This is a genomic window from Amycolatopsis sp. CA-161197 (assembly GCF_050942255.1).
Classification (GTDB): Bacteria; Actinomycetota; Actinomycetes; order Mycobacteriales; family Pseudonocardiaceae; genus Amycolatopsis.
In genome coordinates, this window is record NZ_CP192059.1 from 6618485 (window position 1) to 6642472 (window position 23988).

General features: G+C 71.1%; 25 protein-coding genes and 12 tRNA genes. 8 read left to right on the forward strand and 29 right to left on the reverse strand.

The features are described 5' to 3' along the window. From ACQPXB_RS30890 to ACQPXB_RS30905, 4 genes are read right to left on the reverse strand one after another with little or no spacing between them, the layout of a single operon-like run. A complete protein-coding gene (locus ACQPXB_RS30890) occupies positions 1 to 453 on the reverse strand; it encodes a VOC family protein (RefSeq protein WP_432845371.1) in 453 nt (150 codons plus the stop codon). Continuing rightward, positions 450 to 2015, reverse strand: a complete 1566-nt coding sequence (locus ACQPXB_RS30895; RefSeq protein WP_386949890.1) for a class I adenylate-forming enzyme family protein — start codon at positions 2013 to 2015, stop codon at positions 450 to 452. The genes ACQPXB_RS30890 and ACQPXB_RS30895 overlap by 4 nt, the downstream gene beginning before the upstream one ends. 31 nt (positions 2016 to 2046) lie before the next feature. Then, positions 2047 to 2457, reverse strand: a complete 411-nt coding sequence (locus tag ACQPXB_RS30900) for a nuclear transport factor 2 family protein (protein ID WP_366581229.1) — start codon at positions 2455 to 2457, stop codon at positions 2047 to 2049. Then, positions 2454 to 2621: a hypothetical protein gene (locus ACQPXB_RS30905; RefSeq protein WP_432845372.1), complete on the reverse strand. Its 168-nt coding sequence runs from the start codon at positions 2619 to 2621 to the stop codon at positions 2454 to 2456. The genes ACQPXB_RS30900 and ACQPXB_RS30905 overlap by 4 nt, the downstream gene beginning before the upstream one ends. 196 nt (positions 2622 to 2817) lie before the next feature. Here ACQPXB_RS30905 and ACQPXB_RS30910 point away from each other — a divergent pair, with 196 nt between their 5' ends. Beyond that, entirely contained in the window at positions 2818 to 3927 is a 1110-nt protein-coding gene (locus tag ACQPXB_RS30910) for a hypothetical protein (RefSeq protein ID WP_432845373.1), read from the forward strand. Here the strand turns inward: ACQPXB_RS30910 and ACQPXB_RS30915 are convergent. From ACQPXB_RS30915 to ACQPXB_RS30925, 3 genes are read right to left on the reverse strand one after another with little or no spacing between them, the layout of a single operon-like run. Continuing rightward, positions 3922 to 4293, reverse strand: a complete 372-nt coding sequence (locus ACQPXB_RS30915) for a nuclear transport factor 2 family protein (RefSeq protein WP_432845374.1) — start codon at positions 4291 to 4293, stop codon at positions 3922 to 3924. The two genes, ACQPXB_RS30910 and ACQPXB_RS30915, sit on opposite strands and share 6 nt — an antisense overlap. After that, positions 4290 to 5411 (reverse strand): LLM class flavin-dependent oxidoreductase, encoded by a 1122-nt coding sequence (locus ACQPXB_RS30920; protein WP_366581222.1) that lies wholly within the window; start codon positions 5409 to 5411, stop codon positions 4290 to 4292. Before ACQPXB_RS30920 ends, ACQPXB_RS30915 begins: the two co-directional genes overlap by 4 nt. Continuing rightward, complete coding sequence (locus ACQPXB_RS30925; RefSeq protein WP_432845375.1) at positions 5412 to 6797, reverse strand: phytoene desaturase family protein; 1386 nt, start codon at positions 6795 to 6797, stop codon at positions 5412 to 5414. A 125-nt stretch (positions 6798 to 6922) separates the two neighbouring features. Here ACQPXB_RS30925 and ACQPXB_RS30930 point away from each other — a divergent pair, with 125 nt between their 5' ends. Beyond that, positions 6923 to 8572 carry a class I adenylate-forming enzyme family protein gene (locus ACQPXB_RS30930; protein WP_432845376.1) on the forward strand — a complete coding sequence of 550 codons (1650 nt, stop codon included), beginning with the start codon at positions 6923 to 6925 and terminating at the stop codon, positions 8570 to 8572. A gap of 16 nt (positions 8573 to 8588) precedes the next feature. Continuing rightward, complete coding sequence (locus ACQPXB_RS30935; RefSeq protein WP_432845377.1) at positions 8589 to 10211, forward strand: class I adenylate-forming enzyme family protein; 1623 nt, start codon at positions 8589 to 8591, stop codon at positions 10209 to 10211. Between the two features lie 3 nt (positions 10212 to 10214). On the opposite strand, the gene ACQPXB_RS30940 is transcribed toward ACQPXB_RS30935, so the two are convergent. Then, positions 10215 to 11150 carry an AsnC family transcriptional regulator gene (locus tag ACQPXB_RS30940; RefSeq protein WP_432845378.1) on the reverse strand — a complete coding sequence of 312 codons (936 nt, stop codon included), beginning with the start codon at positions 11148 to 11150 and terminating at the stop codon, positions 10215 to 10217. Positions 11151 to 11233: 83 nt separating this feature from the next. On the opposite strand from ACQPXB_RS30940, the gene ACQPXB_RS30945 reads away from it, so the two are divergent. Continuing rightward, entirely contained in the window at positions 11234 to 12016 is a 783-nt protein-coding gene (locus ACQPXB_RS30945) for an inositol monophosphatase family protein (protein WP_432845379.1), read from the forward strand. Between the two features lie 3 nt (positions 12017 to 12019). On the opposite strand, the gene ACQPXB_RS30950 is transcribed toward ACQPXB_RS30945, so the two are convergent. Continuing rightward, complete coding sequence (locus tag ACQPXB_RS30950) at positions 12020 to 12865, reverse strand: helix-turn-helix transcriptional regulator (protein ID WP_432845380.1); 846 nt, start codon at positions 12863 to 12865, stop codon at positions 12020 to 12022. A gap of 101 nt (positions 12866 to 12966) precedes the next feature. Here ACQPXB_RS30950 and ACQPXB_RS30955 point away from each other — a divergent pair, with 101 nt between their 5' ends. Beyond that, positions 12967 to 13650: an SDR family NAD(P)-dependent oxidoreductase gene (locus tag ACQPXB_RS30955; RefSeq protein WP_432845381.1), complete on the forward strand. Its 684-nt coding sequence runs from the start codon at positions 12967 to 12969 to the stop codon at positions 13648 to 13650. A gap of 12 nt (positions 13651 to 13662) precedes the next feature. Here ACQPXB_RS30955 and ACQPXB_RS30960 read toward each other — a convergent pair whose 3' ends face one another. Then, the gene (locus ACQPXB_RS30960) at positions 13663 to 14397 is read right to left on the reverse strand and encodes a VIT1/CCC1 transporter family protein (protein WP_366581209.1); all 735 of its coding nucleotides are present in this window, start codon (positions 14395 to 14397) and stop codon (positions 13663 to 13665) included. 162 nt (positions 14398 to 14559) lie between these two features. Then, positions 14560 to 14991, reverse strand: coding sequence for an OsmC family protein (locus ACQPXB_RS30965; protein WP_366581207.1), 432 nt, complete (start codon positions 14989 to 14991; stop codon positions 14560 to 14562). 161 nt (positions 14992 to 15152) lie between these two features. Between ACQPXB_RS30965 and ACQPXB_RS30970 the strand changes: the two genes are divergently transcribed. Further along, complete coding sequence (locus ACQPXB_RS30970; protein WP_432845382.1) at positions 15153 to 16913, forward strand: sulfatase; 1761 nt, start codon at positions 15153 to 15155, stop codon at positions 16911 to 16913. A 38-nt stretch (positions 16914 to 16951) separates the two neighbouring features. Here the strand turns inward: ACQPXB_RS30970 and ACQPXB_RS30975 are convergent, their stop codons facing one another. Together ACQPXB_RS30975 and ACQPXB_RS30980 are read right to left on the reverse strand one after the other, a co-directional pair. After that, a complete protein-coding gene (locus tag ACQPXB_RS30975) occupies positions 16952 to 17839 on the reverse strand; it encodes an alpha/beta fold hydrolase (protein ID WP_432845383.1) in 888 nt (295 codons plus the stop codon). 65 nt (positions 17840 to 17904) lie between these two features. Further along, a complete protein-coding gene (locus tag ACQPXB_RS30980) occupies positions 17905 to 18756 on the reverse strand; it encodes a hypothetical protein (RefSeq protein ID WP_432845384.1) in 852 nt (283 codons plus the stop codon). Between the two features lie 275 nt (positions 18757 to 19031). Here ACQPXB_RS30980 and ACQPXB_RS30985 point away from each other — a divergent pair, with 275 nt between their 5' ends. Next, positions 19032 to 19481 (forward strand): group II truncated hemoglobin, encoded by a 450-nt coding sequence (locus ACQPXB_RS30985; RefSeq protein ID WP_366581197.1) that lies wholly within the window; start codon positions 19032 to 19034, stop codon positions 19479 to 19481. A 48-nt stretch (positions 19482 to 19529) separates the two neighbouring features. Then, on the forward strand, positions 19530 to 20441 hold the full coding sequence (locus tag ACQPXB_RS30990; RefSeq protein WP_432845385.1) for a glutaminase: 912 nt from the start codon (positions 19530 to 19532) through the stop codon (positions 20439 to 20441). Between the two features lie 9 nt (positions 20442 to 20450). On the opposite strand, the gene ACQPXB_RS30995 is transcribed toward ACQPXB_RS30990, so the two are convergent. The 16 genes from ACQPXB_RS30995 to ACQPXB_RS31070 all read right to left on the reverse strand — a co-directional run bounded on the left by ACQPXB_RS30995 (position 20451) and on the right by ACQPXB_RS31070 (position 23605). Further along, a complete protein-coding gene (locus tag ACQPXB_RS30995) occupies positions 20451 to 21035 on the reverse strand; it encodes a uracil-DNA glycosylase family protein (RefSeq protein WP_432845386.1) in 585 nt (194 codons plus the stop codon). 25 nt (positions 21036 to 21060) lie between these two features. Continuing rightward, entirely contained in the window at positions 21061 to 21507 is a 447-nt protein-coding gene (locus ACQPXB_RS31000; protein WP_432845387.1) for a hypothetical protein, read from the reverse strand. 217 nt (positions 21508 to 21724) lie between these two features. Further along, positions 21725 to 21796: transfer RNA gene (locus ACQPXB_RS31005), tRNA-Arg, on the reverse strand. A 26-nt stretch (positions 21797 to 21822) separates the two neighbouring features. Beyond that, a tRNA-Ser gene (locus ACQPXB_RS31010) sits at positions 21823 to 21912 on the reverse strand. A gap of 35 nt (positions 21913 to 21947) precedes the next feature. Further along, positions 21948 to 22037 (reverse strand) — tRNA-Ser (locus ACQPXB_RS31015). A gap of 18 nt (positions 22038 to 22055) precedes the next feature. Then, positions 22056 to 22127 (reverse strand) — tRNA-Gln (locus ACQPXB_RS31020). Between the two features lie 10 nt (positions 22128 to 22137). Beyond that, a tRNA-Gln gene (locus tag ACQPXB_RS31025) sits at positions 22138 to 22210 on the reverse strand. A gap of 5 nt (positions 22211 to 22215) precedes the next feature. Next, positions 22216 to 22289: transfer RNA gene (locus tag ACQPXB_RS31030), tRNA-Leu, on the reverse strand. 43 nt (positions 22290 to 22332) lie between these two features. Continuing rightward, positions 22333 to 22406: transfer RNA gene (locus ACQPXB_RS31035), tRNA-Leu, on the reverse strand. A gap of 1 nt (position 22407) precedes the next feature. Further along, positions 22408 to 22479, reverse strand: a tRNA-Glu gene (locus ACQPXB_RS31040). A gap of 135 nt (positions 22480 to 22614) precedes the next feature. Next, positions 22615 to 22687 (reverse strand) — tRNA-Asp (locus ACQPXB_RS31045). A gap of 13 nt (positions 22688 to 22700) precedes the next feature. After that, a tRNA-Arg gene (locus tag ACQPXB_RS31050) sits at positions 22701 to 22774 on the reverse strand. Position 22775: 1 nt separating this feature from the next. Continuing rightward, positions 22776 to 22850 (reverse strand) — tRNA-Glu (locus tag ACQPXB_RS31055). 5 nt (positions 22851 to 22855) lie between these two features. After that, positions 22856 to 22940: transfer RNA gene (locus ACQPXB_RS31060), tRNA-Tyr, on the reverse strand. Between the two features lie 185 nt (positions 22941 to 23125). Continuing rightward, entirely contained in the window at positions 23126 to 23296 is a 171-nt protein-coding gene (locus ACQPXB_RS31065) for a hypothetical protein (protein ID WP_366581190.1), read from the reverse strand. Between the two features lie 111 nt (positions 23297 to 23407). After that, positions 23408 to 23605: a hypothetical protein gene (locus ACQPXB_RS31070; protein WP_432845388.1), complete on the reverse strand. Its 198-nt coding sequence runs from the start codon at positions 23603 to 23605 to the stop codon at positions 23408 to 23410. Positions 23606 to 23988: the final 383 nt, after the last annotated feature.

Here is a 23988-nt window from a genome sequence, read left to right on the forward strand (position 1 = left end):
TCACGGGGCGACGACGTCGGCGACCGACCGAAGCGGCGCGTCGAGCAGTTCGAGCACGGTCCCGTCCGGATCGCGCAGGTAGACCACCCGCACCGGACCCCACTGCTTCGGCCGGTTCCACAGCCGCTCGCCGCCGGCCGCCTCGGCCCGGGCCAGGGCGGCGTCGACGTCGTCGACCCGGATGCCGAGGTGCGGCAGCCGGGCCGCCGGCTCCGGTGCCGCACACCACTGCGGCGCCGGCTCACCGAACTCGAACAGCTCGATCCCGCTGCCGTCCGGGAACCCGAGCAGGGCGACGCGCACCTCGCGGTCGGTGTTCATCGCCAGCGCGGCCGCACCGGGGTCGAGCGTGAACTCACCTGCGAGCGGTTCGGCGCCGAGCTCGCGGTAGAAGGCCACCGCCCGCTCCAGCTCCGCCACGCGCACGCCGAGGTGGTGCAGTCCCGCCGTCACACCGACCGGCCGCGGTCCGCCCAGTACGCGCGGCGCAGGTCGCGCTTGAGGATCTTCCCCGTGGGCGCCTTGGGCAGGGCGTCGACGAACTCGACGGACCGGGGCTTCTGGTAGGACGCGAGGTGCTGCTTCGCCGTGGCGATGATGTCGGCCTCGGTGGCCGTCGTCTCGGGTTTGAGCACCACGAACGCCTTCACCGCTTCGCCCCACTCGTCGTCGGGCACGCCGATCACCGCGCACTCCAGCACCGACGGGTGCTTGTTCACCGCCTCCTCGACCTGGATCGAGTAGATGTTCTCGCCGCCGGAGATGATCATGTCCTTGGCGCGGTCGACGATGAACACGTAGGACTCGGCGTCCCAGGTGGCGATGTCGCCGGTCCACATCCAGCCGTCGCGGATCGTGTTCTCGGTGAGGTCGGGCCGGTTGAGGTACCCCAGCATGTTGGCCTCGGACCGCACGATGATCTCGCCCGCGGTCCGGCCGTCCTTGGGCACCTCACGCCCGTCCGGGTCGACGACGCGGACCTGCGTGACGAAACCCTCGCGCCCGCACGACATCAGCCGCTCCGGGTGGATGCCGCGCACGGCGTCGAGGTGGTCCTCCTGCGACAGGAAGCACATCGTGGTGCCCTCGGTCTGCCCGTAACCCTGGATCAGCGTGCAGGGGAACTGGTCCAGCGCCGCCTTCACCACCGACGAGGGCATGGGCCCGCCGCCGTACTGGATGTTGCGCAGCGCCGAGATGTCGTAGGAGGAGAAGCCCGGCACGGCCATCATCCAGTTGAGCATCGTGGTGATGCCGAGGAACGCCGAGACGCGCTCCTCCTGGATGAGCTCCAGCGCCGTGCGCGCCTCGAAGTTCATCAGCACCAGCGGGCAGCCGTGGCGGTGGTAGTTCATCGAGAGCACCACCGGGATGTGGTACATCTGCCCGGTCAGCATGTAGACGTCGGTCGCGACGATGCGCTCGGCGACAGTCTGGTTGAGCATCCCGAACGACACGCTCGTGTGGCTGTGCAACGCGCCTTTCGACTCGCCGGTGGTGCCGCCGGTGTAAAGGATGAAAAACGGGTCGGCGTCACCGACCGACGACGACTGCACCGGCTCGTCGGTGCTGCTGCGCGCCAGCAGGTCCTCGTAGCTGCCGTCGCCCGATTCCCCGTACTGCAGCCAGTTCGGCACGTCCACCGCGGCCTGCAGCTGCTTCGCGGTGTCGAGCCACTCGTCGGAGGCGATCACCGCCTTCGGCGCCGCGTCGGCGACGATCCGGGTCAGCTCGCCCGCGCCGAGCCGCCAGTTCAGGGGCTGCGTGACGAGCCCGGCGCGCCCGGCGGCGTAGTACAGCTCCTGGTACTCGATCGAGTTCTTCGCCAGGATCGCGACCCGGTCCCCTTGCGACAGACCCAGACCGCCCTCGCCCGCCAGCCCGTTGGCGAGCCTGCGGACGCGTTCGTCGAGCGTTCTCCAGTCCATCCGCCGGCCGCTCGGGGCGTCGACGATCGCGTCCCGGGCCGGCGTGAGCGCCGCCCACTTCTCCGGGATCCGTCCGATGTTGACCATGGGTGTCCTCTGGTAGGTGCCGGTGCGGGGATCAGTAGGGCAGGTCGAGGTAGATGTGCCGGGTCGCGATCAGCCAGCGGTCCCCCTGCTTCACCAGCTCGTCGCGGTACCAGCCGCTGGAGAGCACGCGCACCGCGCCGTTCTCGATCGAGAGCAGGGTGAGGTTCGCGGTCGTCGCCGCGCTGTCCGGGGTTTCCTTGGTGAGCACCAGGTTCGACAGGTTGTGCCGACGCTGGTCGGTCTGCGCGGCCAGCGAGTCGGCGTGCAGCTTGCGGATCGCCTCGCGGCCCTCGAACGGCCCGATCGGGTCGCCTTCGCGGCCGATCTGCATGGTCATCGTGGCCGTCTCCGTGAACTGATCGGCGATCAGGTCGACGTCGTTCTCGTCGTAGCCCCAAGAAGCCTTGCCCAGGACGTTTTCGATCTCGGCGCGTGCGGTCATGCGGGTGCCTCCTCAGGCGGCGTGAAGGTCAGGGGCAGCGAAGTGGGGGCGGGGGTGAACACGCCGCGCTCGGCCGTCACCTGCTCGGCGCCCGAGAGGTTCGGCAGGAAGGCCATGATCGAGCTGCACCAGCGGTGGCGGCTGCGGACATCGGCGTCCTCCATGACGTCATCGTCACTGACTAACGGCCGTTTGGTAGCGGTGAGATTAGCACCACACCGGAGCCCCAACAAGGGTCTGTCAACCAACCGTTTGACAGTGAAGATCGGGCTTGCCATGCTGCGGACAGGACTCGCCCAGGGAGGCTGCAGTGCACGACGACGGCAGGCCGGAAGGCTTCCCCCGAACGGCCCTGGCCTGATGAGCCGCGCGCTCGTCGTCGGCGGCACCGGCCCGACCGGTCCCCCGATCGTGGCCGGGCTGCTCGCCCGCGGACACGACGTGACGGTGTTCCACACCGGCCGCCACGAGGTCGCGGAACTGCCGGACGTGCCGCACGTCCACGGCAGCCCGTTCGAGGCGGACGACATCGCGCGTGCCGTGGGCGAGGGCGGGTGGGACGTGGTCGTCGCGACCTACGGCCGGGTCCGGCTCATCGCCGACGCGGTCGCGAACCGCTGCGCGCACCTGGTCGTGGTCGGCGGGGTGCCGGTCTACCAGGGTTACGTCAACCCGGGTTCGCGTTTCCCGTACGGCGTGCAGCTGCCCGTGCGCGAGGACTCGCACCCGCTCGTCGCGCCGGACGAGCCGCGCTTCGCCGGCTACAGCACCGGCCCGATCCGGCGCACCGAAGACCACGTTTTCTCGTTGGGCACCAAGGGTTCCTTCGCCGCGACCTATCTGCGTTACCCGACCGTCTACGGGCCGCGCAACCCGTATGCGTGGGAGTGGAACGTGGTGCGCCGCGTGCTCGACGGACGGCAGTGGCTGGTCCTCGCCGACGGCGGGCACGGCATCCACTCCCGCGCCGCCGCGCGCAACGCGGCCGAGGCCGTACTGCTGGCCGTCGACCGGCCGGCGATCGCGGCGGGCAAGGCGTACAACGTCGCCGACGACGACCTGCTCACCGTGCGGCAGTGGGCGCAGCTCGTCGCCCGCGCCGCGGGCCGCGACCTGGAAATCCGGTCACTGCCCCGAGAACTGCCCAACCCCGGCCTCGCGGTCTCGACGTTCGGCGGCCAGGAATCGCCGACGTCCATTGTGGACACGACCCGGCTGCGCGAGGACCTCGGCTACCGCGACGTGGTCTCGGTGCCCGACGGGATCGCCGAGACCGTCGAGTGGATGCTGGCGAACGAACCGCTCCTGCGGGCGTCGGGCACCACGGACCCCTTCGACTACCCGGCCGAAGACGCCTTGGTGGCCGCCTACGAGCAGGCGCTGGCGAGTCTCGCCGCGCAGGCCGCGCCGTTCGGGGCGGGCATCGAGCGGATGGACATGGTGCAGACCGCGAAAGGCCGCGCCCTATGACGCCAGCACCTGGCGGCGCACGTCGCGGGTGTCGTACCAGGTGGCAACTTTCGCGATCCGTCCCGCGCGTAGGTCGAACACGTCGAGTGCAGTGAAGACGATCGGCCGGCCGTCGCGCAGGCGGCCCGTGAAGTCGATCTCCGTCGCGACGGCGTCGCCGGCTTCGATCCACCGCGTCACGCGGTCGTCGTGCTCGGCATAGCCCGCGAGGAGCTTCGTGAAGTGCGCGATCGCCGCGTCCCGGCCGACGACCGGGGCCGCGCCGACGGTGTGGATCTCCACGTCGCCGGCGAAAACCCCGGCCAGCTCGGCGAACCGTTCGGCGTTGATCGCGGAGAAGTACGCCTCCACCGCCGCCCGGCTCACGACCCGACCAGCTTCTTCAGCTCCGTCATCGCCTGGAACGACCACCTCGCCAGCGACGGGTCGCCGAACGCGGTGATGTTCCACATGACGAGGTGGCGCAGCCCGGCCTCGCGGTACTCCGCCAGCTGCTCGGCCACCTGGGCCGGGGTGCCGCAGAACGCATAGTGCCGCACGACCTTCGGCGGGATCGCGTCGATGATCCGCAGCGACTCGGCCCGCGACACGGCCGTGGGGATGAAGTCGTGGAACCCGGATCCGCCCGGGCGGGCGTCGAGCGGCGGTTCGACACCGAGGTCGCGGAAGACCTGTGCGGGCAGCAAAACACACAGCGCGCGCACGAGCGGCGCTTCGGTGAGCCGTTGCACGGTCTCCTCGTCGGGCCCCATGAGCAGGTACCCGAGCATGCCGGGCGTGATCGCCCCGGGATCACGGCGCGCGTCCTGCGCCGACTGGCGGATCGTGGTGAGCGACTTGGCGTACTCCGCGGGTGACATCTTGGTGGGCAGCCACCCGTCGGCCTTGGCCCCGGTCAGCTCCAGCATCCGCGGGCCGTGCGCGGCCGTCCAGATCTCGGGCGCTTTTCCTTGGTAGGGCTGCAATCCGAGGACGGCGTTCTCCAGGGTGTGGAACTTCCCGGCGTAGTCGACGGGTCCGTCGGCCTCCCACAGCAGCCGCATCACGTCGATGCCTTCGCCCAGCTTCGCGACGGGCTTGTCGAACGACATCCCGTACGGCGAGATGTTGAGCCGTTCCCCCGAGCCGAGCCCGATGATCGCGCGGCCCTTCGTGACGTGGTCCAGCGTCAGCGCACTGGCCGCGGCCATCGCCGGGTTGCGCCGGATCAGGTCGGTGACGACGACCCCGACCTTGATCCGCTCGGTCTGCGCCCCGACCACCCCCATCATGATCAGCGGGTCGAAGTACGCGTGCGGGTTGGGCTGCACCGCGGCCAGCGGCGTCAGATCCTCGGTCCACATGGTGTCGGCGTGCCAGCCCATGAGGTGGTCGGGCCACCACACGGCGTCGAAGCCCTCGGCCTCGCTGCGGCGCGCGAACTTCACCGCGGCGTCCGCGGGCGGCATGATCTGACCGGGCACACCGAGCTGCAGACGCTCCACTCAGTACCTCCATCCATCGCCGAACGTCGGGATCCGCGCCCCGAGGTAGTCCTCGACGCACGTGAGGGCGGCGCGGGCCGCACGGTCGGTGCCGACGCCACGGCTGCGGAAGGTCTCGCTGGCGAACCACAGCCCCTCGACGTTGGGTGCGCGCCAGTGCGGCCGGTACTTCCCGACCAGGCCGGGCATCTGGATCACGCCGAAGCTCGGCTCGAACACCAGGTGCCGGCGCCGCCAGACCGGGTTCACCAGGCCGGGCCACATCGTCTCGACGTCGCGTTCGAAGGCCTGCATCGTGGCGCGGCACCATTCGCGGTCGCGGCCCTTCGCGCCGGGGATGATCGCGCCCAGCACGTGCAGGTGCGTGCCTTCGGGCGAGCACGACGGGTCCATCGCCGACTGGTCGAACATGAACCCGGAGCAGTCCGTCGACGGGGTCGCGGTCCACGTCGAGAGCTCACGCGGGTCGAACCGCGTGACCGGCTCCTCCGTGGCGAGGTAGAGGCCGAGCCAGGCGATGCGGAACTTGTCCTGCGCCAGGAACTCGATCTGCGAGGCGTACCACTCCGGGAGCACGCTGCGCGGCACCACGTTCAGCACGTGCCACACCGGCAGCGTGGAGATCACCGCGGGGGCCTCGAGGATCTCCTCCTCGAAGAACTCGTTGGGCAGCACCTTCGGCTCGCGTGCGACCGCGACGCCTTGCACCGCACCGTTTTCGACGATCACGCGCTCGACCGAGGTCCCCAGCCGCAGCTCGCCGCCGTGCCCGGTGATCGCGTCGGCGAGGTCGCGCCACAGCCCGTCCCAGCCCTGGCCGGGCCAGCACGAGTAGGCGGCGGTGTTGCGCTCCTCGTAGTGCATCTTGCGCACGTAGAGGTTGTCGCTGGCGGAGTGGTCGTACCAGTTGTCGGTCATGCACTCCAGCACGGAGATGTACTCGAACAGGTCCACCACGCCCTGGTCGGAGGTGTGCTGGTGGATCCACTCGCGCAGCGGCCGGTCGTCCCAGTCGTCGAGTTCGGAGTACGGGGTGTCGGCGAGCGCCTTGACGACCTTCTTGAGCTCCGCGCGGTCGGTGTAGCGGTCGCGGATCGAGCCCCAGCCCGACCCGTTCTCCCAGATCGGCATCTCCTTGCTGACCTCGCCGTGGATCAGCTCCTTGCCGACGTGCTCGAACACCTTGGTGAGGCCGGATCCGCCGTCTTCGATCAGGTGCCCGCCGAGGTTGACGGTGAACCCCTCGTCCGGCACGGCCATGGCTCGTCCGCCCAGGTACGGGCTGCGGTCGAGCACGACGACCCGTTTGCCCTCGCGCGCGAGCAGCGCCCCCGCGCACAGGCCGGCCGCGCCCGCCCCGATCACCACCACGTCGTAGCTCGACACGGCATCACCTTTCTTCGCCGCAGTCGCGTTGAACGCACTGTCGCGGCTGGGTTTTCCGGCTTGTCCACCATCGAGTAAGCGCGCTAGTTTGTCAAACGGTCGGTAGATAGAGCGGGGAGTCGCCGATGACGAGCAGAGCCGCCGGATCCGTCCGGCCCGTGGCTGCCACCACGCTGGGCGATCTGGTGCGCCGTGGCGCGCTGGCGCATCCCGACCGAGAAGCCCTCGTCTTCCCTGGTGAACGGGCCACCTACGGCGCCCTCGCCGACCGCGTCCGGGAGTTCACCCGGGCACTGCTGGGGCTGGGAGTCCAGCCCGGCGACCGGGTCGGGATCCTGCTGCCCGCGTCGGTCGACCTCGTCGCGATGCTGGTGGCCGCGACCGAAGCCGGCGCGATCGCGGTGCCGGTCAACGCGCGGTTCAAGTCCGTGGAGCTCGAAGGCATCGTCACGCACTCCGGAATGCGGGTGCTCGTGACCGCTCCCCCGCAGGCCGGCGAGCCCGACTTCGCCGAGCTGCTGCACCGGACGTTTCCGGGGCTTGCCGAAGGAGCTGCGGCCGAGCTGGAGCACGTCGTGCACCTGAGTGGTCCCGGCGGTGGCGGGCTGATGTCGTCCGCGGAGTTCTTCGCGACCCCGTGCACTGCGGCCGAAGCCGACGCGGCGGCGGCGAGCGTGCGGGTCCGCGACACCGCGTTGCTGGTCTACACGTCGGGGACGACGGCCGCGCCCAAAGGCGCGATGCTCAGCCACGAAGCACTCACTCGGCTGGCCGACGGCATCGCCGGCGAGCGGATGCCGCTGACCGCGCAAGACCGGGTGTGGACGGCGATCCCACTGTTCCACGGCGGCGGGATCACCTTCGTCCTCACCTGCCTCACGGCGGGCGCCACGTTCGTGCACCCGCGGTTCTTCGACCCCGCCACGACGTTGGAGCTCCTGGTCCGCGAGCGCGTCACCGTCGCGCTGGCGGCGTTCGAGACGATCTGGCTGCCGGTGCTCGACCGGCCGGACTTCGCCGCGCACGACCTGTCGCGGATCCGGGTCGTGATGGTGGTCGGCGTGCCCGAACGGCTCCGCGCGATGGCGGCGCGGCTCCCGGACGCGGTGCACGTGTCCTGCGTGGCGATGACCGAGTCCGCGGCGTTCCTCACGCTCAACCGGCTCGACGACCCGCCGGACAAACGCGTGGAAACCGGCGGGCACCCGATGCCGGGGATGCGGTGCCGGGTCGTCGATCCCTCGGGTTTCGACGTGCCTGCCGGCGTGCCGGGTGAGCTGCTTTTCCGTGGCCCCAACACGTTCGACGGGTACTTCCGCGACCCCGAGCTGACCGCGCGCGTGTTCGACCCGGCCGGCTGGTTCCACACCGGCGACGTGGTCGTCGCGGATTCCGACGGGCGGCTGACGTTCGTCTCCCGGCTCAAGGACATGCTCAAGGTGGGCGGCGAGAACGTCGCGGCGGCCGAGGTCGAGGGGCACCTGCTCACGCACCCGGCCGTGGCGATCGTGGCCGTGGTGGCGGCTCCGGACGCGCGGTACGTCGAGGTGCCGGCGGCGTTCGTCCAGCTCAAGCCGGGCTGGTCGGTGACCGGGCGGGAGCTGATCGAGCACTGCGTCGGGCGGATCGCGTCCTACCGGGTGCCGCGCTACGTCCGCTGGGTGACCGAGTGGCCGATGTCGGGGACGAAGATCAAGAAAGCGGAGCTGCGCAAGAGGATCGCGGACGAGCTGGCGGCCGCCGGCATCACGGAAGCGCCGCGGGTCGGCCAGTAGTCGCTCTGGAGGGGCCATGTCCACCATCCCGGATCTGCTCGAGTCGTGCGCCGCCGGGCGCGAAGTCGTGTTCCCGGACGGGCGCTTGACTTACGGCGAGATCGCCGTCGAGGCCCGGCGGTTGGCGGGATCGCTGTGGGCGCGGGGAATCCGGCCCGGGGACCACGTCGGCGTGCTGGTGCCGGGCGGCATCGCGAGTGTGACGACCTGGCTCGGGATCGCATACCTGGGCGCGGTCACCGTCCCGGTGAACCCGCGGCTGAAGGCCGCCGAGCTGGCGTACGTGGTGGAGCACGCGGACCTGCGGCTGCTGTTCGCCGACACCGCGCTCGGGCCGGTCCTCGCGTCGGCCCTGCCCGGGCTCGCGGCGTGTTCCGGGCAGCTTTCCCTGCGTGGGGCGCCGGTGCTGCGTGCGGTCGTCGCCGTGGACGACGGCCCGGTGCCCGCCGGCTGGCTGTCGCGTGCCGCGTTCTCGGCGAATTCCGCCGACGCCGGAACGGTGGCCGCGGCCCGGGCCGGTGTGCGCGCCGAGGATCCCGCGTTGATCCTCTACACCTCCGGCACGACCGCGCGGCCGAATGGCTGTGTGCACGACAACGCTTCGCTGGTGGCCGAGGGGGAAGCCGTCGCCGAACGGCTCGGTCTCACCGCGGCGGACCGCTTCTGGACCGCCCTGCCGATGTTCCACTGCGGCGGCTACGACGTCGTCCTCGCGGCCCTGGCGGCCGGGTGCGCGATGGTCCACACCGGACCGTTCGAGCCGGGTCCGGCGCTGCGTCAGCTGTCCGAAGAACGGTGCACGGTCGCGTTTCCCGCCTTCGAGACGATCTGGCTGCGCGTGCTCGACCACCCCGAGTTCGCCCGTACGGATCTGTCCGCGCTGCGCCTGGTCCTCAACGTCGGCGCGCCCGAACGGCTGCGCGCCATGCAGGCCCGGATCGCCCCGGCCGTGCAGATGTCGTCCCTCGGCTCGACGGAATCCCTCGGCTTCTGCTGCGTCGGCTCCCCCGACGACCCGGCCGACGTCCGCGCCACCACGAGCGGCAAAGTGCTGCGGCACATGGAAGTCCGCGTCGTCGACCCGTCGACCCGCGCACCGGTCCCCGCCGGCACCCGCGGCGAGCTCCAGTTCCGCGGCACCTCCCTGTTCTCCCACTACCACCGCGACCCCGAGCTGACCGCCGAACGCCTCGACCCCGCCGGCTGGTTCTCCACGGGCGACCTGGTCGTCGCCGACTCCGCCGGCCGCCTCTCCTTCGTTTCCCGGCTCAAAGACATGCTCAAAGTCGGCGGCGAAAACGTCTCCGCCGCCGAGGTCGAAGACTGCCTCGCCGCCCACCCCGCCTGCGGCGTCGTCCAGGTCGTCGCCGCCCCGGACGCCCGCCTGGGCGAAGTGGCCGCCGCCTTCGTCCAGCTCCGCCCCGGCGCGCACGCCACAGAACGCACCCTGATCGACCACTGCCTCGGCCGCATCGCGACGTTCAAGGTGCCCCGCTACATCCGCTTCGTCACGGACTGGCCGATGTCGGGCACGAAGGTGCAGAAGTTCCGCCTGCGGGAGACCATCGCCTCGGAACTGCGCACCGCGGGTATCACCGAAGCGCCCCGGCTGTCGTCGCGCTCGAAGCAGACCGGCTAGGCCTCATTTTCCCGGCCGTTTCACCGCCTCACCCACCAGGAAGGTCTCCACCCGTTCCACCCCCAGTTGCGCCAGATCCTCGGTGACGAAGCGGTACAGGTGGTCCAGATCGCGCAGCCAGACGGCGGCGTGGAGGTTGGCGCGGCCGGTCGTGGCGAGGGCGCCGTGAACGGCCGGGTGGTGGGCGAGGGTGCGGCCGGCGTGGTCGAGGTTCGCGGGTGGGACCTGCATGGTGATGTTCGCGTCGATGCGGAGGCCGAGGCGGTGCGGGTCGACGAAGGTCTGGGTGAGGAGGCGGCCGTCGGTGAGGAGGGTGGCGAGGCGGCGGCGCACGGTGGACTCGGGGTGGCGCACCTCGGCGGCGACGGTCGCCGCGGGCAGGCGGGCGTCGCGGGCCAGTGCGGTGAGGATCGCGGAGTCGACGGCGTCGAGGGGGCCGGCGGCGTCCGGAGTGGCCGCCACGGTGAGTGCCGCTCGTTCGGCGACGGTGAGCACGTCGAGGCGCCAGTCGCTCGCGTCGGAGAAAACGTGCATGACGGTTTCGGCGTGGATCTCGGTGACGGCGGTCGTCGCGGGGAGCTGGCGGAAGACGAGGGCGTTGCGGCGGCTCGGGTCGGACAGGACGGCGGCCGAGATCTCGTCGCCGGCGTGGGAGAGGTCGAGGTAGAGGACGTCGTCGCGGGCTGCGAGGGCGGCGGTGACGACGTCGATCTTGCCGCGCAGCACCCGGATCCGCAGCAGAGTCGCGCCCGGGAACGCGGCGCGCGGGCGGGTGGCGACCACGCGCACGACGCCGTCCAGCAACACGCGCAGTCGCCGGCGGACCGTGCGCTGGGTGAGGCCGAGCACGGCCGCCGCGCGTTCGATCGTCACGCGGCCGTCGCACTGCAGGGCCGCGATCAGCCGCAGATCGTCGTCTTCGAGGACGTCATCGCTCACCACCAGCTCATGATGGCACCAAATCCGATCGAAAATGCCGTCGAAATCCGTACCTGGCACCCACCCGGGAGCACGCTTGTCCCATGACGACCACCCTCATCGACGGCATGATCACCGCGGCCCGCGAAGCCGGCCGCCTCCTCGCCGCCCGGCCCAGGCCCACGGCCCCCACCACCTTCGCCGAGTTCCGCCAGACCTTCGACGCGCTGGAACACTCGGCCGAACGCGCAGTCCGCGCCCGGCTCACCGCACTGCGGCCTGGCGTGGCCTGGGCCGACGAGATCGACACCGCCGTCCCGCCCGGCGAGCAGCGCTGGGTCGTCGACCTCGCCGACGGCGCCGTCCAGTACCTGCGCGGCCTGCCCCACTGGTGCGTCAGCATCACCCTCGTCGAGGACGCCGCCCCGGTCGCCGCCGTGATCCACAGCGAAGTCCGCGGCGAGACCCACCACGCGGCGACCGGCCTCGGCGCGTTCCTCAACGGCGAGCGCCTCACCCCGTCCGCCACGGCCGAGCTCCCGGTCACGCTCGTCGGCACCAGCCAGCCGCCGTTCATCGCGGCCCAGCCCGACGCCGCCGAGCAGGCCGGCCGCTCGCTCGCGGCCGTCCTCCCCCACGTCGGCGCCGTCCGCAACCTGGGCCCGACCTCCCTGCAGATCGCGGACGTCGCCGCCGGGCGCATGGACGGCTTCTGGCTGTACGGCCGCGACGCCGGCAACCTCCTCGGCGCGAGCCTGATCGCCCGCGAGGCCGGCGCGGTCGTCACCGACGCCGACGGCAACTCCTGGCACCCGCAGGCCACGTCGTTCCTCGCCGCGCCCGCCCAGCTCCACGGCGCCTTCCTGGACCTGCTGAAAAACGCGTGATCGCTACTCGACCAGCGTCTGCGTGCCCAGCACGATCGCCAACGCCAAGCGCTCCGCGTCCTCGGTACCGGGTTCGGCGGTGTACACCATGATCCGCACGTCGTCGCCGGCCACGACGAGGGTGTCGCAGTCGAGGGTGATCGGCCCGGCCGCCGGGTGCGCCACGGTCTTGTGCCGCGCCGGGTCCGGCGGCGACATCGGGGCGTCGGCGTCCCAGAGCTCGGCGAAGCGCGGGCTCTGGTCGGCGAGCTCGCCGACGAGCCGCCGTAGGGCGTGGTCCGCGGGGTACCGCGAGGCGGTGAGCCTCAGGTCCGCGACCAGCCGGGCCTCGTGGTCGGCCTGCTCCTGTGCACTGTGGACGATGCGATTGCGCGGCCCGACGAAGTTGCGCCACACGGCGTTGCGTTCGATGCCGCGCCACGTCGAGGTCTCGCCCATCAACGCGTCGTACGGCGCGTTGGCGAGCAGGAGGGTCCAGGTGGCGTCGTAGACGACGACCGGGGTGTGGGCCAGACGGTCGAGCAGGCGCTGGACACTCGGCGTGACCCGCGAAGTGACGACGTCGAGCCCGGGCGCCGCGTGGCCCGCGAGGCGGAAGAGCAGGTCCCGCTCCTGGTCGGATAGCCGCAGCGCCCGGGCGAGCGCCTCCACCACCTGCGCGGACGGCCCGGTCGCCCGGCCCTGTTCGAGGCGCGTCAGGTAGTCGGCCGAGATCCCGGCCAGTGCGGCGAGCTCCTCGCGCCGCAGCCCGCTCGCCCGCCGTCGCGTCCCGACCGGCACGCCGACGGTCTCGGGCGCCACCCGGTCTCGCCAGCGGCGCACCATCCGCCCGAACTCCCACGACTCCACCCCGTCAGTCTGCCCCCGGCCGCCGCCGTTGTCCTGGCCCCGCCAGTCCCAGGAAAACGCGACGGCTGTCTGCTGCCGCGACCGGAGCGCACGCTCGAGGCATGACCACAACACTGATCACCGGGGCCAACCGCGGCCTCGGCAAGGAAACCGCCCGCCAGCTCGTCGCCGCCGGGCACACCGTCTACCTCGGCGCCCGCGACGAAGCCCGCGGCCGCGCCGCCGCCGCGGAAATCGGCGCGCGATTCGTGCGGCTCGACGTGACCGACGACGCCTCCGTCACCGCCGCGTTCGCCCGCATCGACGCCGACGGCGGGCTCGACGTCCTCGTCAACAACGCCGGCATCGCCCTGCTCGCCCTCAACGGCCCCGACGCGCTGAAAGTGTTCGACACCAACGCCGTCTCGATCGTCCGCGTCACCGAAGCCGCGCTGCCGCTGCTGAAGCGGTCCGCGAACCCGGTCGTCGTCAACATCTCCAGCGCGCTCGGCTCCTTCGCGGCCAACCACGACCCCGCCCGCCCCGCGTCGCACGTGTCCGCGATCGTGTACGGCGCGAGCAAGGCCGCCGTCTCCATGCTCACCGTCCAGTACGCGCGGGCCGTGCCGGAGATCAAGGTCAACGCGGTCGAGCCGGGCTACACCGCCACCGAGCTGGGTGGCATGGCCAACAGCGAGGGCCGCCCGGTCGAGGTCAGCGCCCGCGCGGTGGTCCGCATGGCCACGATCGGCACCGACGGCCCCACCGGCACCTTCCAGGAGGACGACCGCGAGCTGGGCTGGTGACCACGGGCGTCCTCAGCTGACCGGCGCGCCGATCAGCTGGCCGATTCCGTAGGTCACGGCGACGGCCAGCGCGCCGAGGACGAGCTGCCGCAGTCCGGAGTGGACCCACGGCCGCCCGGTCAGCCTGCCGACCGTCATCCCTCCGGCGAGCAGCGCGAGGGCCGTCAGGATCAGCGACACGACCAGCGTGCTCGCGCCGAGCAGGTACGGCAGCAACGGCAGCAGCGCACCGATCGAGAACGCGACGAACGACGCGCTGCCCGCCAGCAGCGCGGACGGCAGGTCCTGCGGGTCGACACCCAGCTCCTCGCGCGTGTGCAGCCGCAGCGCCTGGTCGGGGTCGCGCGCGACGGCTTCGGCCATGCGGCGGGCGGTGTCGTCGTCGGCGCCGTAGGAGACGAAGCGGCTGACCAGCTCGTCGTGCTCCTGCTGCGGGAAGCGGGCGTGCATGTCGGCTTCGAGCGCGACCTCGGCCTGCACGAGCTCGTTCTGGTTGGTCACCGACACGTACTCGCCGGCACCCATCGAGAACGCCCCGGCGACCAGGCCGGCCAGCCCGGTGAGCACGATCGTGTGCGGCGCGACGCCGCTGCCGCCGACACCCGCGATGAGGGCCGCGTTGGTGACCAGGCCGTCGACCGCGCCGAACACGGTCGGGCGGAGCCAGCCACCGGAGACGTCCCGGTGGCGGTGGGCCCAGCCGGTGGTCGCGGCCCGGCGACCACCGGGCTCGGAGCGTTCACTCATGCCCCGATTCTCACCGGGGCGTTCCGGGTCCGCCCGCCGGGATCTGGCTCGTTCGCGGTGCGGCGTCACGGGGTGATCGCCTCGGCCGCCGCGACGGGACGGGTCGTGGGGTCCCGGACTGGTCGGGCGCTCGCCCCGCGCGGGAGCGAGCGCCCGCGTGGCTCAGCCGGCCAGCGACGCGTCCAGCGTGACCTCGGGGACGCCCGCCAGCGCGCGGCTGACCGGGCAGCCGGCCTTGGCCTGCGCCGCGTACTCCTTGAACTGCTCCTCGTTGACGCCGGGCACGCGGCCCTCCGTCACGAGCTCGATCTTGATGATCGTCGGGGCGCCGTCGACCGGACGCAGCGTGACCGAAGCGTCCGTTTCGATCGACTCGGCCGGGAATCCCGCGGTCGCCAGCGTGTTGGCCAGCGCCATCGAGAAGCACGACGCGTGCGCCGCGGCGATGAGCTGTTCCGGGTTCGACCCCGGGCCGTCCTCGAAGCGCGACTTGAAGGTCACGCTCCCGGTGATGCTGCCTCCCCCGGCGGTGAACTGCCCGGATCCGGTGGGAAGGTCGCCGTTCCAGTTCGCGTGCGCCTTCGAGACGGGCATGCGTCCTCCAGAATCGTCTTGGGTGCCTGGTGCCCGGCCGAGCCGGGCAGCCACAGTCAATCAGGCGGGGGCCGCGTTCGCCAAAGTTCGGCCGCTGCGCGTCCCCCGGGTTCCCTAGGCTGGGCGGGGTGGAACCCGCCTGACGAGGAGGAGCCCGGCGCATGCGCGCGATCGTCGTCCTGTTCGACACGCTCAACCGCAGGTACCTGCCGCCGTACGGGGCGACCGGGGTGCACGCGCCGCAGTTCGAGCGCCTGGCCGACGCGGCCGTGACGTTCGACAACTGCTACGCGGGCAGCATGCCGTGCATGCCGGCGCGCCGGGAGCTGCACACGGGCCGCTACAACTTCCTGCACCGGTCGTGGGGTCCGCTGGAACCGTTCGACGACTCCGTGCCCGAACTGCTCTCGCGCCACGGCGTGCACACCCACCTCGTGACGGATCACCAGCACTACTGGGAAGACGGCGGCGCGACCTACCACAACCGCTTCGACACCTACGAGTTCTTCCGCGGCCAGGAAGGCGACCGCTGGAAGGGCCAGGTCGCCGATCCCGACATTCCGGAACCGGCGGTCGGGGCGCGGCGGGCGTCTGCGATGATCCGCCAGCACTGGGTGAACCGGCAGCACTTCCTCAAACCCGGGCAGCACCCGCAGACGCTCACCGTCGACGCCGGGCTGGAGTTCCTCGGCACCAACGCGGGCGAGCAGGACTGGTTCCTCCAGATCGAGTGCTTCGACCCGCACGAACCGTTCGTCGCCACCGAGGACCACCGCGCGCGGTATTCGCTGCAGCACGAAGGCCCGAAGTACGACTGGCCCGGCTACCGCCGCGTCACCGAACAACCCGGCGACACGGTGCGGGTCCGCGACGAGTACCGCGCCCTGCTGTCCATGTGCGACAGTTCCCTCGGCCGGGTCCTCGACGCGATGGAATCCCACGGGCTGTGGGACGACACCCTCCTCATCGTCTGCACCGACCACGGCCTGCTGCTCGGTGAGCACGGCTGGTGGGGCAAGAACGTGCAACCGTGGTACGACGAGAACATCCACACGCCCCTGTTCGTCTGGGACCCGCGCACCTGCGCCCGCGGCGAGCGCCGGGCCGAGCTGGTGCAGACCGTCGACTTCGGACCGACTTTGCTCGACTTCTTCGGCGTACCAAGGCCTCCCGACATGCAAGGCCTCCCGCTGACGGGCGCGACCACGCGGGAAGCCTGCTTGTTCGGCAGCTTCGGTGCCCACGTCAACGTCACCGACGGCCGGTACGTCTACCTGCGAGCCTCCGCCACCCCCGCGAACGAGCCGCTGTTCGAGCACACCCTCATGCCCACCCACATGAACACCCGCTTCTCCCCCGCCGAACTCCGCGACGCCGAACTGATCCCGCCCCTGCCCTTCACCAAGGGCGCGCCGGTGCTGCGCCTGCCCGGCTACGCCTGGGGCGACCCGCACGCGTTCGGCACCCTGCTGTTCGACCTCGAAACCGACCCCGGCCAGCACAACCCCTTGGTCGACGACGACCTCGAGCTGACCATGGCCACCCGGCTGGCCGACCTGATGCGGGCCGCCGACGCGCCCGCGTCCCAGTTCGAACGCCTCGGCCTGCCCGCCGACGGACCGGTGACCCGGGCGCACCTCCTGGTCCGCGCCCAGCGCGACAACGCCCTCGCCGTGCTGGAGGAGCTCCCGCCGGCGTCCGAGTTCGGCTCCGCCGTCCGGACCCCGATCGGCGAACTGGCCCCGGCCGTCCGTGAAGTTCTCGCGCGCCACTTGCCGATGCTCGCCGACGACGACTTCGCCGCCTCGGTCGCGGCGCTGTCCGTGTGGGAACTGGCCGCCACGACTCCCAGCCTCACGGCCCGGGCTCTGCGCTCGCTCGACGCCGGGCTGTCGCAGCCGGAGATCCCCGCGACTTCCTGACCGGATCCGCTGACGTCGGCCAGGACCGGTGCCGGGGCTCAGGTCTCCGTGAAGAAGTCCCGCAACGCTCCGGCGACAATCTCCGGTTGTTCCTCCGGCAGGTAGTGGTCGCTCTCGACGGCGAGCGTGTGCAGGTCCGTCGCGTACTCGCGCCACACCGCGGGCACGTCGTAGGTCTGGCCGACGAAGCTGCTGCTCCCCCACAGCGCGAGCAGCGGGCTGGTCACGAGCCGACCCGCCGCCGCGTCCGCGTCGTCGTGCTCGAGGTCGATGCCCGCGGCGGCGCGGTAGTCCGCGCACGAAGCGGCGATCGCCTCCGGCGTGGAGAAACAGCGCACGTACTCGGCGACGGCGGCGGGGTCGAAGGGCGTGCCGCCGTCGTGGCGGGAGTGCATGCGCGAGGTGACCCAGAACCCGGGGTCACCGGCGAGCAGCCGCTCGGGGATGCCGTTGCCCGCGGCGAGGAAGAACCAGTGGTAGTACCCGAGGCCGAAGTCCTTGTCGGCGTGCTGGAACGCGTACCGCGTGGGGACGATGTCCAGCACCGCCACCGCCTTCACGGCCCCGGGCGCGTCGAGCGCGAGCCGATGCGCCACCCGCCCGCCCCGATCGTGCCCGGCGACGGCGAAACGGTCGAAACCCAGCTTCGCCATGACCTGCAACTGGTCGTCCGCCATGGCCCGTTTGGTGTACTCGTGGTCGCCCCCGGCCGGTTTGTCGCTGTCGCCGTACCCGCGCAAATCGGTCAGCACCACGGTGAACCCCTCCGCCAGCCGCGGCGCGACGTGGTGCCAGATCAGGTGCGTCTGCGGATACCCGTGCAGCAGCAACACCGGCGGCCCCTCCCCGGCGACCGCGCAGTTGATCCGCACGCCCCCCACGTCGACCCGCCGATACCCGAACTCCTCCGGCAAGGGAACACTCATCGACACCTCCGACGGGGCGGCTTCATGATCGACTGTAACCCGCCGGCCGGCGCACCGTGCCGGCCTCAGGCCGGCGCACTGTTCGCGACGGTGAAGACCAGGTTGAGCACTGCGACCGGGACGAAGGTGAAGAACCACCACTTCAAGCCCTTCAGGCAGGCACCCCGCAACCACGTCTCGCTGCGGCTGTAGATCCCAGAACTCGTCGCGGCCCAAGCCAGAACGAAGCCCAGCGTCGCCAGGTACTGCAGCACCGTCTGCGCCGCACCGCTGACCAGGACCGCCACGCCCGTGAGCACGATTGCCGCAACGAACGCGACCATGGCGAATCGGGTCGCGGCCACCACGCGCTCGAGCCCCGCCGCGACATCTGTGCGCACATCACCAGGCCTGACCTCGACCCGCTGGCTGCCTGCGGGGCGTTTGATCCGAGCCTGGCGGATCCGACGCCACGCTGCCGCAGCCGTGGCCGGCAGCTGCCGCAGCACCAGCAACGGTGGGCGGGGATACCCGCGCTGGTAGAGCAACGTCGCACCGGCCGGCCGGAGCCGTACCAAGCCGACGCCGCGTTCCGGCCGGTCGACGATCACGTCGCCTTTGCCGAAGGTCTGCCATCGTTGAATGCCGGGATTCACCGAGTGTCCGAACCGGTAGTTCCGCCGCCGGTTGTGATGCCTGCACCGGGACCACTCGCCCGGCACCCAGTTCCGGCACTCCCAGCCCTTGCTGGTCTTGGGATACGCGCAGTGCACCAACCAGAAGCGACCGCGCAACAACCAGATCACCACCGAAATCGCCGCGACGTAGACCGGGAACAAGAGACCGATCCACAGCGGCCACGGCACGTCCGACACAGACCCAAGCCGGTTCGACACCCATTGCAATGTCGATGGCAACAGGGACAAGTAGTCGTTCAACTCGCCCTCCCCAGGCGCCAGAACGTAACAGGTCGACTACCATCTGTACCCGGCAATGGGCGGCCGAGGAATCCGCCATGCGGAGATCCCGGTTTCGCGCACGGTCGAACGGCGACTGCGGGCCGTGATCAGTCAGGGGCTCCCGCGCTCGCCGAGGCGGTAGTGACGCTTGTGAGGGTCAGTCGGTCACCGCGGCTGGGGCCGGGTGGTTCATCACCGGCTACGCCGGCGGCGAAATTGCCCGTCGTGGGCGATATCGGGCCTAGGCTGGGTGCATGCCCTCACTGTTCGAGCACGCCGGCGGCGAAGCGGCCCTCCATCGGCTGGAGCAGGTGTTCTACGACAGCGTGCTGGTGGACCCGCTGCTGCAGCCGTTGTTCGGCGCGGGGCAGCCGAGGCACGTCGAGCACCTGACGGCGTTCACGGCCGAGTCGTTCGGCGGTCCGGAGCGCTTCTCGCGTGAGCTGGGGTTCGCGCACCTCATCGCCGTCCACCGGGGGCTGAAGATCACCGAGGCCCAGCGGCAGCGGTTCGTGCAGCTCTACCTCGCGGCCCTCGACACCGCGGGCATGCCCGCCGACGCGCCCTTCCGGGACGCCGTGCGCGAACACGTCGAGTTCGGCTCTCAGGTCGCCCTGCAGAACTCGCACGCCGAAACCGACGCCGACCTCCATCCCCTGCGCGAGGTTCCCCGCTGGACCTGGGCCGGCGACGACCCGCAGTAGGCGTGACATCATCGAGCCCGCTGGGATCACGTGCGGGAAGGGCGGCCGGTGGACTACGAGCGCGCTGTCGGTGAGGTGTGGGCGGCCACGCGGCCGCACATCGGGGCGGGCAAGGTGGCGGACTACATCCCCGACCTGATCTGCGTGGACCCGGGGCAGTTCGGGTTCGCGGTGGCGACCGTCGACGGCGAGCTGCACCAGGTGGGTGACGCGGAGGTGCCGTTCTCGATCCAGAGCATCTCGAAGGCCTTCGCGCTGGCGCACGTGCTCGGGCACGACGACGCGTCGATCTGGCGGCGCGTGAACCGGGAGCCGTCGGGGACGCGGTTCAACTCGCTGATCCAGCTGGAGATCGAACGCGGCGTGCCGCGCAACCCGTTCATCAACGCGGGCGCGCTGCTGGTCACCGACCAGCTCCTCGCGGACACGGGCGACGCCTGCGGTGCGCTGTGCGCGTTCATGGCCGCGGAGACCGGGAACCCCGGCCTCACCTACGACCCGGCGATGGCCGAGTCCGAGACGCGCACCGGGAACCGCAACCGTTCGCTGGCCTACCTGATGGCCGATTTCGGCAACGTCCTCAACCCCGTCGACGAGATGCTCGACCACTACTTCCGCCAGTGCTCGATCATGGCCTCGTGCGTCGAGCTCGCCCGCGCGGGGCTGGTCCTGGCGCGCCACGGCGTCCGCCACGACGGCACGCGCCTGCTGTCCAAACAGGACGCCCGGCGCATCAACGCGATCATGCTCACGTGCGGCACCTACGACGCCGCCGGCGAGTTCGCCTACCGCGTGGGGCTGCCGTGCAAGAGCGGCGTCGGTGGCGGGATCCTCGCGATCGTGCCGGACCGCTGCGCGGTCGCCGCGTGGGGGCCGGGACTCGACGAGAAGGGCAACTCCGTGTCCGCCGCGATGGCGCTCGAGACGTTCGGCAACGTCACGGGGCTCAGCATCTTCTGATGCGTCCACTCAGGACTTGAGCGCGTCCGCCACCAGCATCCGCAGCTCCGGCACGACCTCCTGCTCGAACCACGGGTTCCGCAGGTGCCACCCCACGTTCAGCGGCGACGGGTGCACCAGCGGGATCGTCGACGGCAGGTAGTCCCGGAACGACCGCACGGTCTCCGTGAGGCTCCGCGAGCGCCCGGCGTGCAGGTAGTGCTTCTGCGCGTAGCTGCCGACGAGCACCGTCAGCTGGATCTCGGGCAGCTCGGCGAAAATCCGCGGATGCCACTTCTCCGCGATCCCGCGCCGCGGCGGCGCGTCACCGGAGGCCGCTTTGCCGGGGTAGAAGAAGTCCATCGGCACGATCGCGAACAGCGCGGGGTCGTAGAACTCCCCGTCGGTCACCCCGAGCCAGCCGCGCAGCTTCACGCCGCTGGCGTCGTTCCAGGGGACGCCGCTCTCCTGCGCCTTCCGCCCCGGCGCCTGGCCGATGAGCGCCACCTTCGCCGACGGCTCCGCGGTGTAGAGGGGCTCGTAGCCGGCTTCCTTCGCCCACGCGTTGTCGGGGTCGGCGATGAGGTCGGCGCGGATCCGGTCGAGGTTCGTCATGGTCCGGCGAGAATATCCGGGCCCCTCACGCGGGCCAGAGCTGGATCAGCCAGCGCTCGGCCCCCCGGGCGAACGTCCCTTCGCCCAGCTCCGCCGTCGCGGCGCGGCCGCCCCCGTGCACGCGGGCGTGGTGCGGGCCGGACCGGGCGAGCGTGAGAACGTCGGGCGACATCGCCGCGGTGACGGACTGCAGGCGCACCCCCTCGCCCAGGTCGCACGCGACCGTGACCACCCGGTCCCACTCTCCGTGCGCCGCCGGCGGCTCGGTGTCCCACAGCTCCACCCGCACGGCCGGGTTGTGGTCGTTCCCGGCGCTGTGCAGCAGCAGTCCCCCGGCCCCGCCCACGACGAGCCAGTCACCCGTCGGCTCCCCGACGGACAGCGTGCTGCGGTTCATCGAGATCTCCTGCAGCACGAACTGGCCGTACTCGACCGTGATGCCGCTGTCGATCGCGCCCAGCAGTTCCGGCATTGGCGAGTCCCCCCTCGGTGTGGCGATCGCGGGATCGTAGCGAGGCCGGCGCGCGAGGAACCCGCAGGTGTGCAGGGCATGCATGCGCCCGACGGTGGTGTGCCCGGCAACTACCAGCGGAGCAGAGTCGGGTCGCGCGTCCTGGTGTCGATCCAGGCGATCCGGGGATATGAGCCCCGGCCGGCCACTGGGCCCCGCGCGTCGCGGTGTGCCGCGGTGCCCCCGGCAGGAGTCGAACCTGCGTTCCCGGCTTCGGACGCCGGAGTCGTGTCCGTTGGACCACGAGGGCTTCGCCGGGTACACGCCGGCGAGGTGCGGAGGATGCAGGAGTCGAACCCACGCGGGTGCTCAGCACACCCGACCACCGTTTTCGAAACGGCTGCCTTACCACTCGGCCAATCCTCCTTGGCCCGGCGGCACTCTCGTGCCGCCGTCGTGCGCGGAGGGCGCGCGGATCGAACGCGCGCCGGGACGTCGAGTCCCGGACCACGGATTAGCAATCCGGTGCCTTGCCACTCGGCCAGCCCTCCTCGTCTTGCCGCGTGAAGCTGCCCGTCGAGGATTCGAACCTCGGTTGCCGGATCCAGGGTCCGAAGTCCTGCCGGTTGGACGAACGGGCATCGCGCAGCGCTCCCGGGCCAGGACTCGAACCTGGCTCTGCGGAACCAAAATCCGCCGTGTTCACCGGATACACCACCCGGGAAAGCGTGCCCTCGCCAGGAGTCGAACCTGGACTGTCCGGAGCCTGGGTCCGGTGCCTCTGCCGGTTGGGCTACGAGGGCGCGGGGTCCCCTCGCGCGGGGACCCGTCTTCGGTGGAGCTGCGTGCGGTTGCGGGGATTCGAACCCCGACTGGCCTGGCCCTCAGCCAGGTGCCTCTGCCAGTTGGGCTACAACCGCGTAGCGCGTGCGGGAGTCGAACCCGCGTCTTCGGCTTGAGGGGCCGGTGTCCGTTCCGCTGGACCAACGCGCCGTGCCGGTGACGTCTTCACACCGGGCTCAGTCGAGTGCCCGCGAGTCGAACGCGGTGTCTTCCGCTCCCGAAGCGGATGGGTTCCCGTCTCCCTCGCACTCGTCGGCCGGGCACCCCCCTCGGGTGCCGGACCCGCGCTCACGACGGGACTCGAACCCGCGATCGTCTCCTCGACAAGGAGCTGCCCTCGCCACTGGGCCACGTGAGCCTGAAAACCTGCGTACCCCTACCAGGACTCGAACCTGGGACCTCCGGATCCGTAATCCGGCGCTCTGTCCAGCTGAGCTACAGGGGTGTGGCAGCCGATCCGGGTATCGATCCCGGTCCCCCGCCTTGAAGGGGCGGTGACCTAGCCAGCAGTCGCATCGGCCTCGCGTGGTGGGGGACGGAGTCGAACCGTCAAAGCCGCCGAAGGGCGTCCGGGTTACAGCCGGGTGGGCTCACCTGTGCCCAGCCCCACCGTGCTCGCCGCGGCCGGCGAGCGTGTTTCTGCTCCGCTGTGTAGTTGACAAAGACCAAGCGCCGAAGAAATGGGCGCAGCACATCCAACAAATAGATTTCGCACCATTTTTCGGGTGCCCGAAATAGAGAAAGCCGCCCGAATCGGTTTCCCGATGGGCGGCTCCCGGTCATGACGTCACTCACGTCACGGTGGGGAGCCCCCGGTGCTCAGCAGCTGCTCTTCAGGCAGCATCGAGCCACTGAGCCGCTCTTGCGGCCGGCGCGGCATCGATGACAGCGCATCCGACGAGCGCAGCGCATCGCGCAGATCGCCGAGATAGCGGCGCTGCGACCCTCGCTTCTCCATGCTCGCCACGACGACTCCTTCTGAGTTTCTGTGCCGGTTCGATGAGCTCTTGCGTTCAGCTCCATTACATAATCGCGAACCCACACCCGGGTGTCAATCTTTATTATCGAGCCGATTTCCTCACCCGAGCGCCGCTTCCGAGAACCGCCGCGGCACCGGCCCGTTCGTACCCGGCAGGAACGCCGGCCGCGACCGGAATACGCGGCGCACCGGCGAGCGGGACGTCTCCGCGAACACGGCCGCCCTGTCCTCCGCGAAGAAGTGCACGCCCTGCAGCCGCAGTGAACGCACGGACCTGCGCGCGAGCGCGACGTCCACATTCCGCGTTCGAACCGCGTCACGGTCTCCTGCGCCCGCGGGCGGCAGCCAGTTGAACTCCCGGCTTCACGGCGCCGCGCCGCGCGGACACGGCGGTCGAGTTCCCCCAGCACCTCCCCAGGACGTGGCCCAGAAACCCCCGGCTCACGTCCGTCAGCTCCACCTGCCGCGACGAGCGGTCCCGCAGTCTCACGCGCAGCAGCTCCTCCGAGCCGGAGCACGGTCCGGCTGAGCGCGGGCCGCTTGATGACGAGCTCCTGGGCGGCGTACGTGGACTGCACCGGCCCGTTCGTACCCGGCAGCAACGCCGGCCGTGCACACCGCCGAGGCCCGCCGGTGTGCCCTCGGCCACGCCCGCGGAGCGGCGCCCCGACGCGTTTCCC

Coding starts and splice junctions, on each gene's coding strand:
- ACQPXB_RS30895 (WP_386949890.1), bottom strand. CDS start 2,015: ATGGTCAACATCGGACGGATCCCGGAGAAGTGGGCGGCGCTCACGCCG.
- ACQPXB_RS30900 (WP_366581229.1), bottom strand. CDS start 2,457: ATGACCGCACGCGCCGAGATCGAAAACGTCCTGGGCAAGGCTTCTTGG.
- ACQPXB_RS30905 (WP_432845372.1), bottom strand. CDS start 2,621: ATGGAGGACGCCGATGTCCGCAGCCGCCACCGCTGGTGCAGCTCGATC.
- ACQPXB_RS30910 (WP_432845373.1), top strand. CDS start 2,818: ATGAGCCGCGCGCTCGTCGTCGGCGGCACCGGCCCGACCGGTCCCCCG.
- ACQPXB_RS30930 (WP_432845376.1), top strand. CDS start 6,923: ATGACGAGCAGAGCCGCCGGATCCGTCCGGCCCGTGGCTGCCACCACG.
- ACQPXB_RS30935 (WP_432845377.1), top strand. CDS start 8,589: ATGTCCACCATCCCGGATCTGCTCGAGTCGTGCGCCGCCGGGCGCGAA.
- ACQPXB_RS30945 (WP_432845379.1), top strand. CDS start 11,234: ATGACGACCACCCTCATCGACGGCATGATCACCGCGGCCCGCGAAGCC.
- ACQPXB_RS30955 (WP_432845381.1), top strand. CDS start 12,967: ATGACCACAACACTGATCACCGGGGCCAACCGCGGCCTCGGCAAGGAA.
- ACQPXB_RS30960 (WP_366581209.1), bottom strand. CDS start 14,397: ATGAGTGAACGCTCCGAGCCCGGTGGTCGCCGGGCCGCGACCACCGGC.
- ACQPXB_RS30965 (WP_366581207.1), bottom strand. CDS start 14,991: ATGCCCGTCTCGAAGGCGCACGCGAACTGGAACGGCGACCTTCCCACC.
- ACQPXB_RS30970 (WP_432845382.1), top strand. CDS start 15,153: ATGCGCGCGATCGTCGTCCTGTTCGACACGCTCAACCGCAGGTACCTG.
- ACQPXB_RS30975 (WP_432845383.1), bottom strand. CDS start 17,839: ATGAGTGTTCCCTTGCCGGAGGAGTTCGGGTATCGGCGGGTCGACGTG.
- ACQPXB_RS30985 (WP_366581197.1), top strand. CDS start 19,032: ATGCCCTCACTGTTCGAGCACGCCGGCGGCGAAGCGGCCCTCCATCGG.
- ACQPXB_RS30995 (WP_432845386.1), bottom strand. CDS start 21,035: ATGACGAACCTCGACCGGATCCGCGCCGACCTCATCGCCGACCCCGAC.
- ACQPXB_RS31000 (WP_432845387.1), bottom strand. CDS start 21,507: ATGCCGGAACTGCTGGGCGCGATCGACAGCGGCATCACGGTCGAGTAC.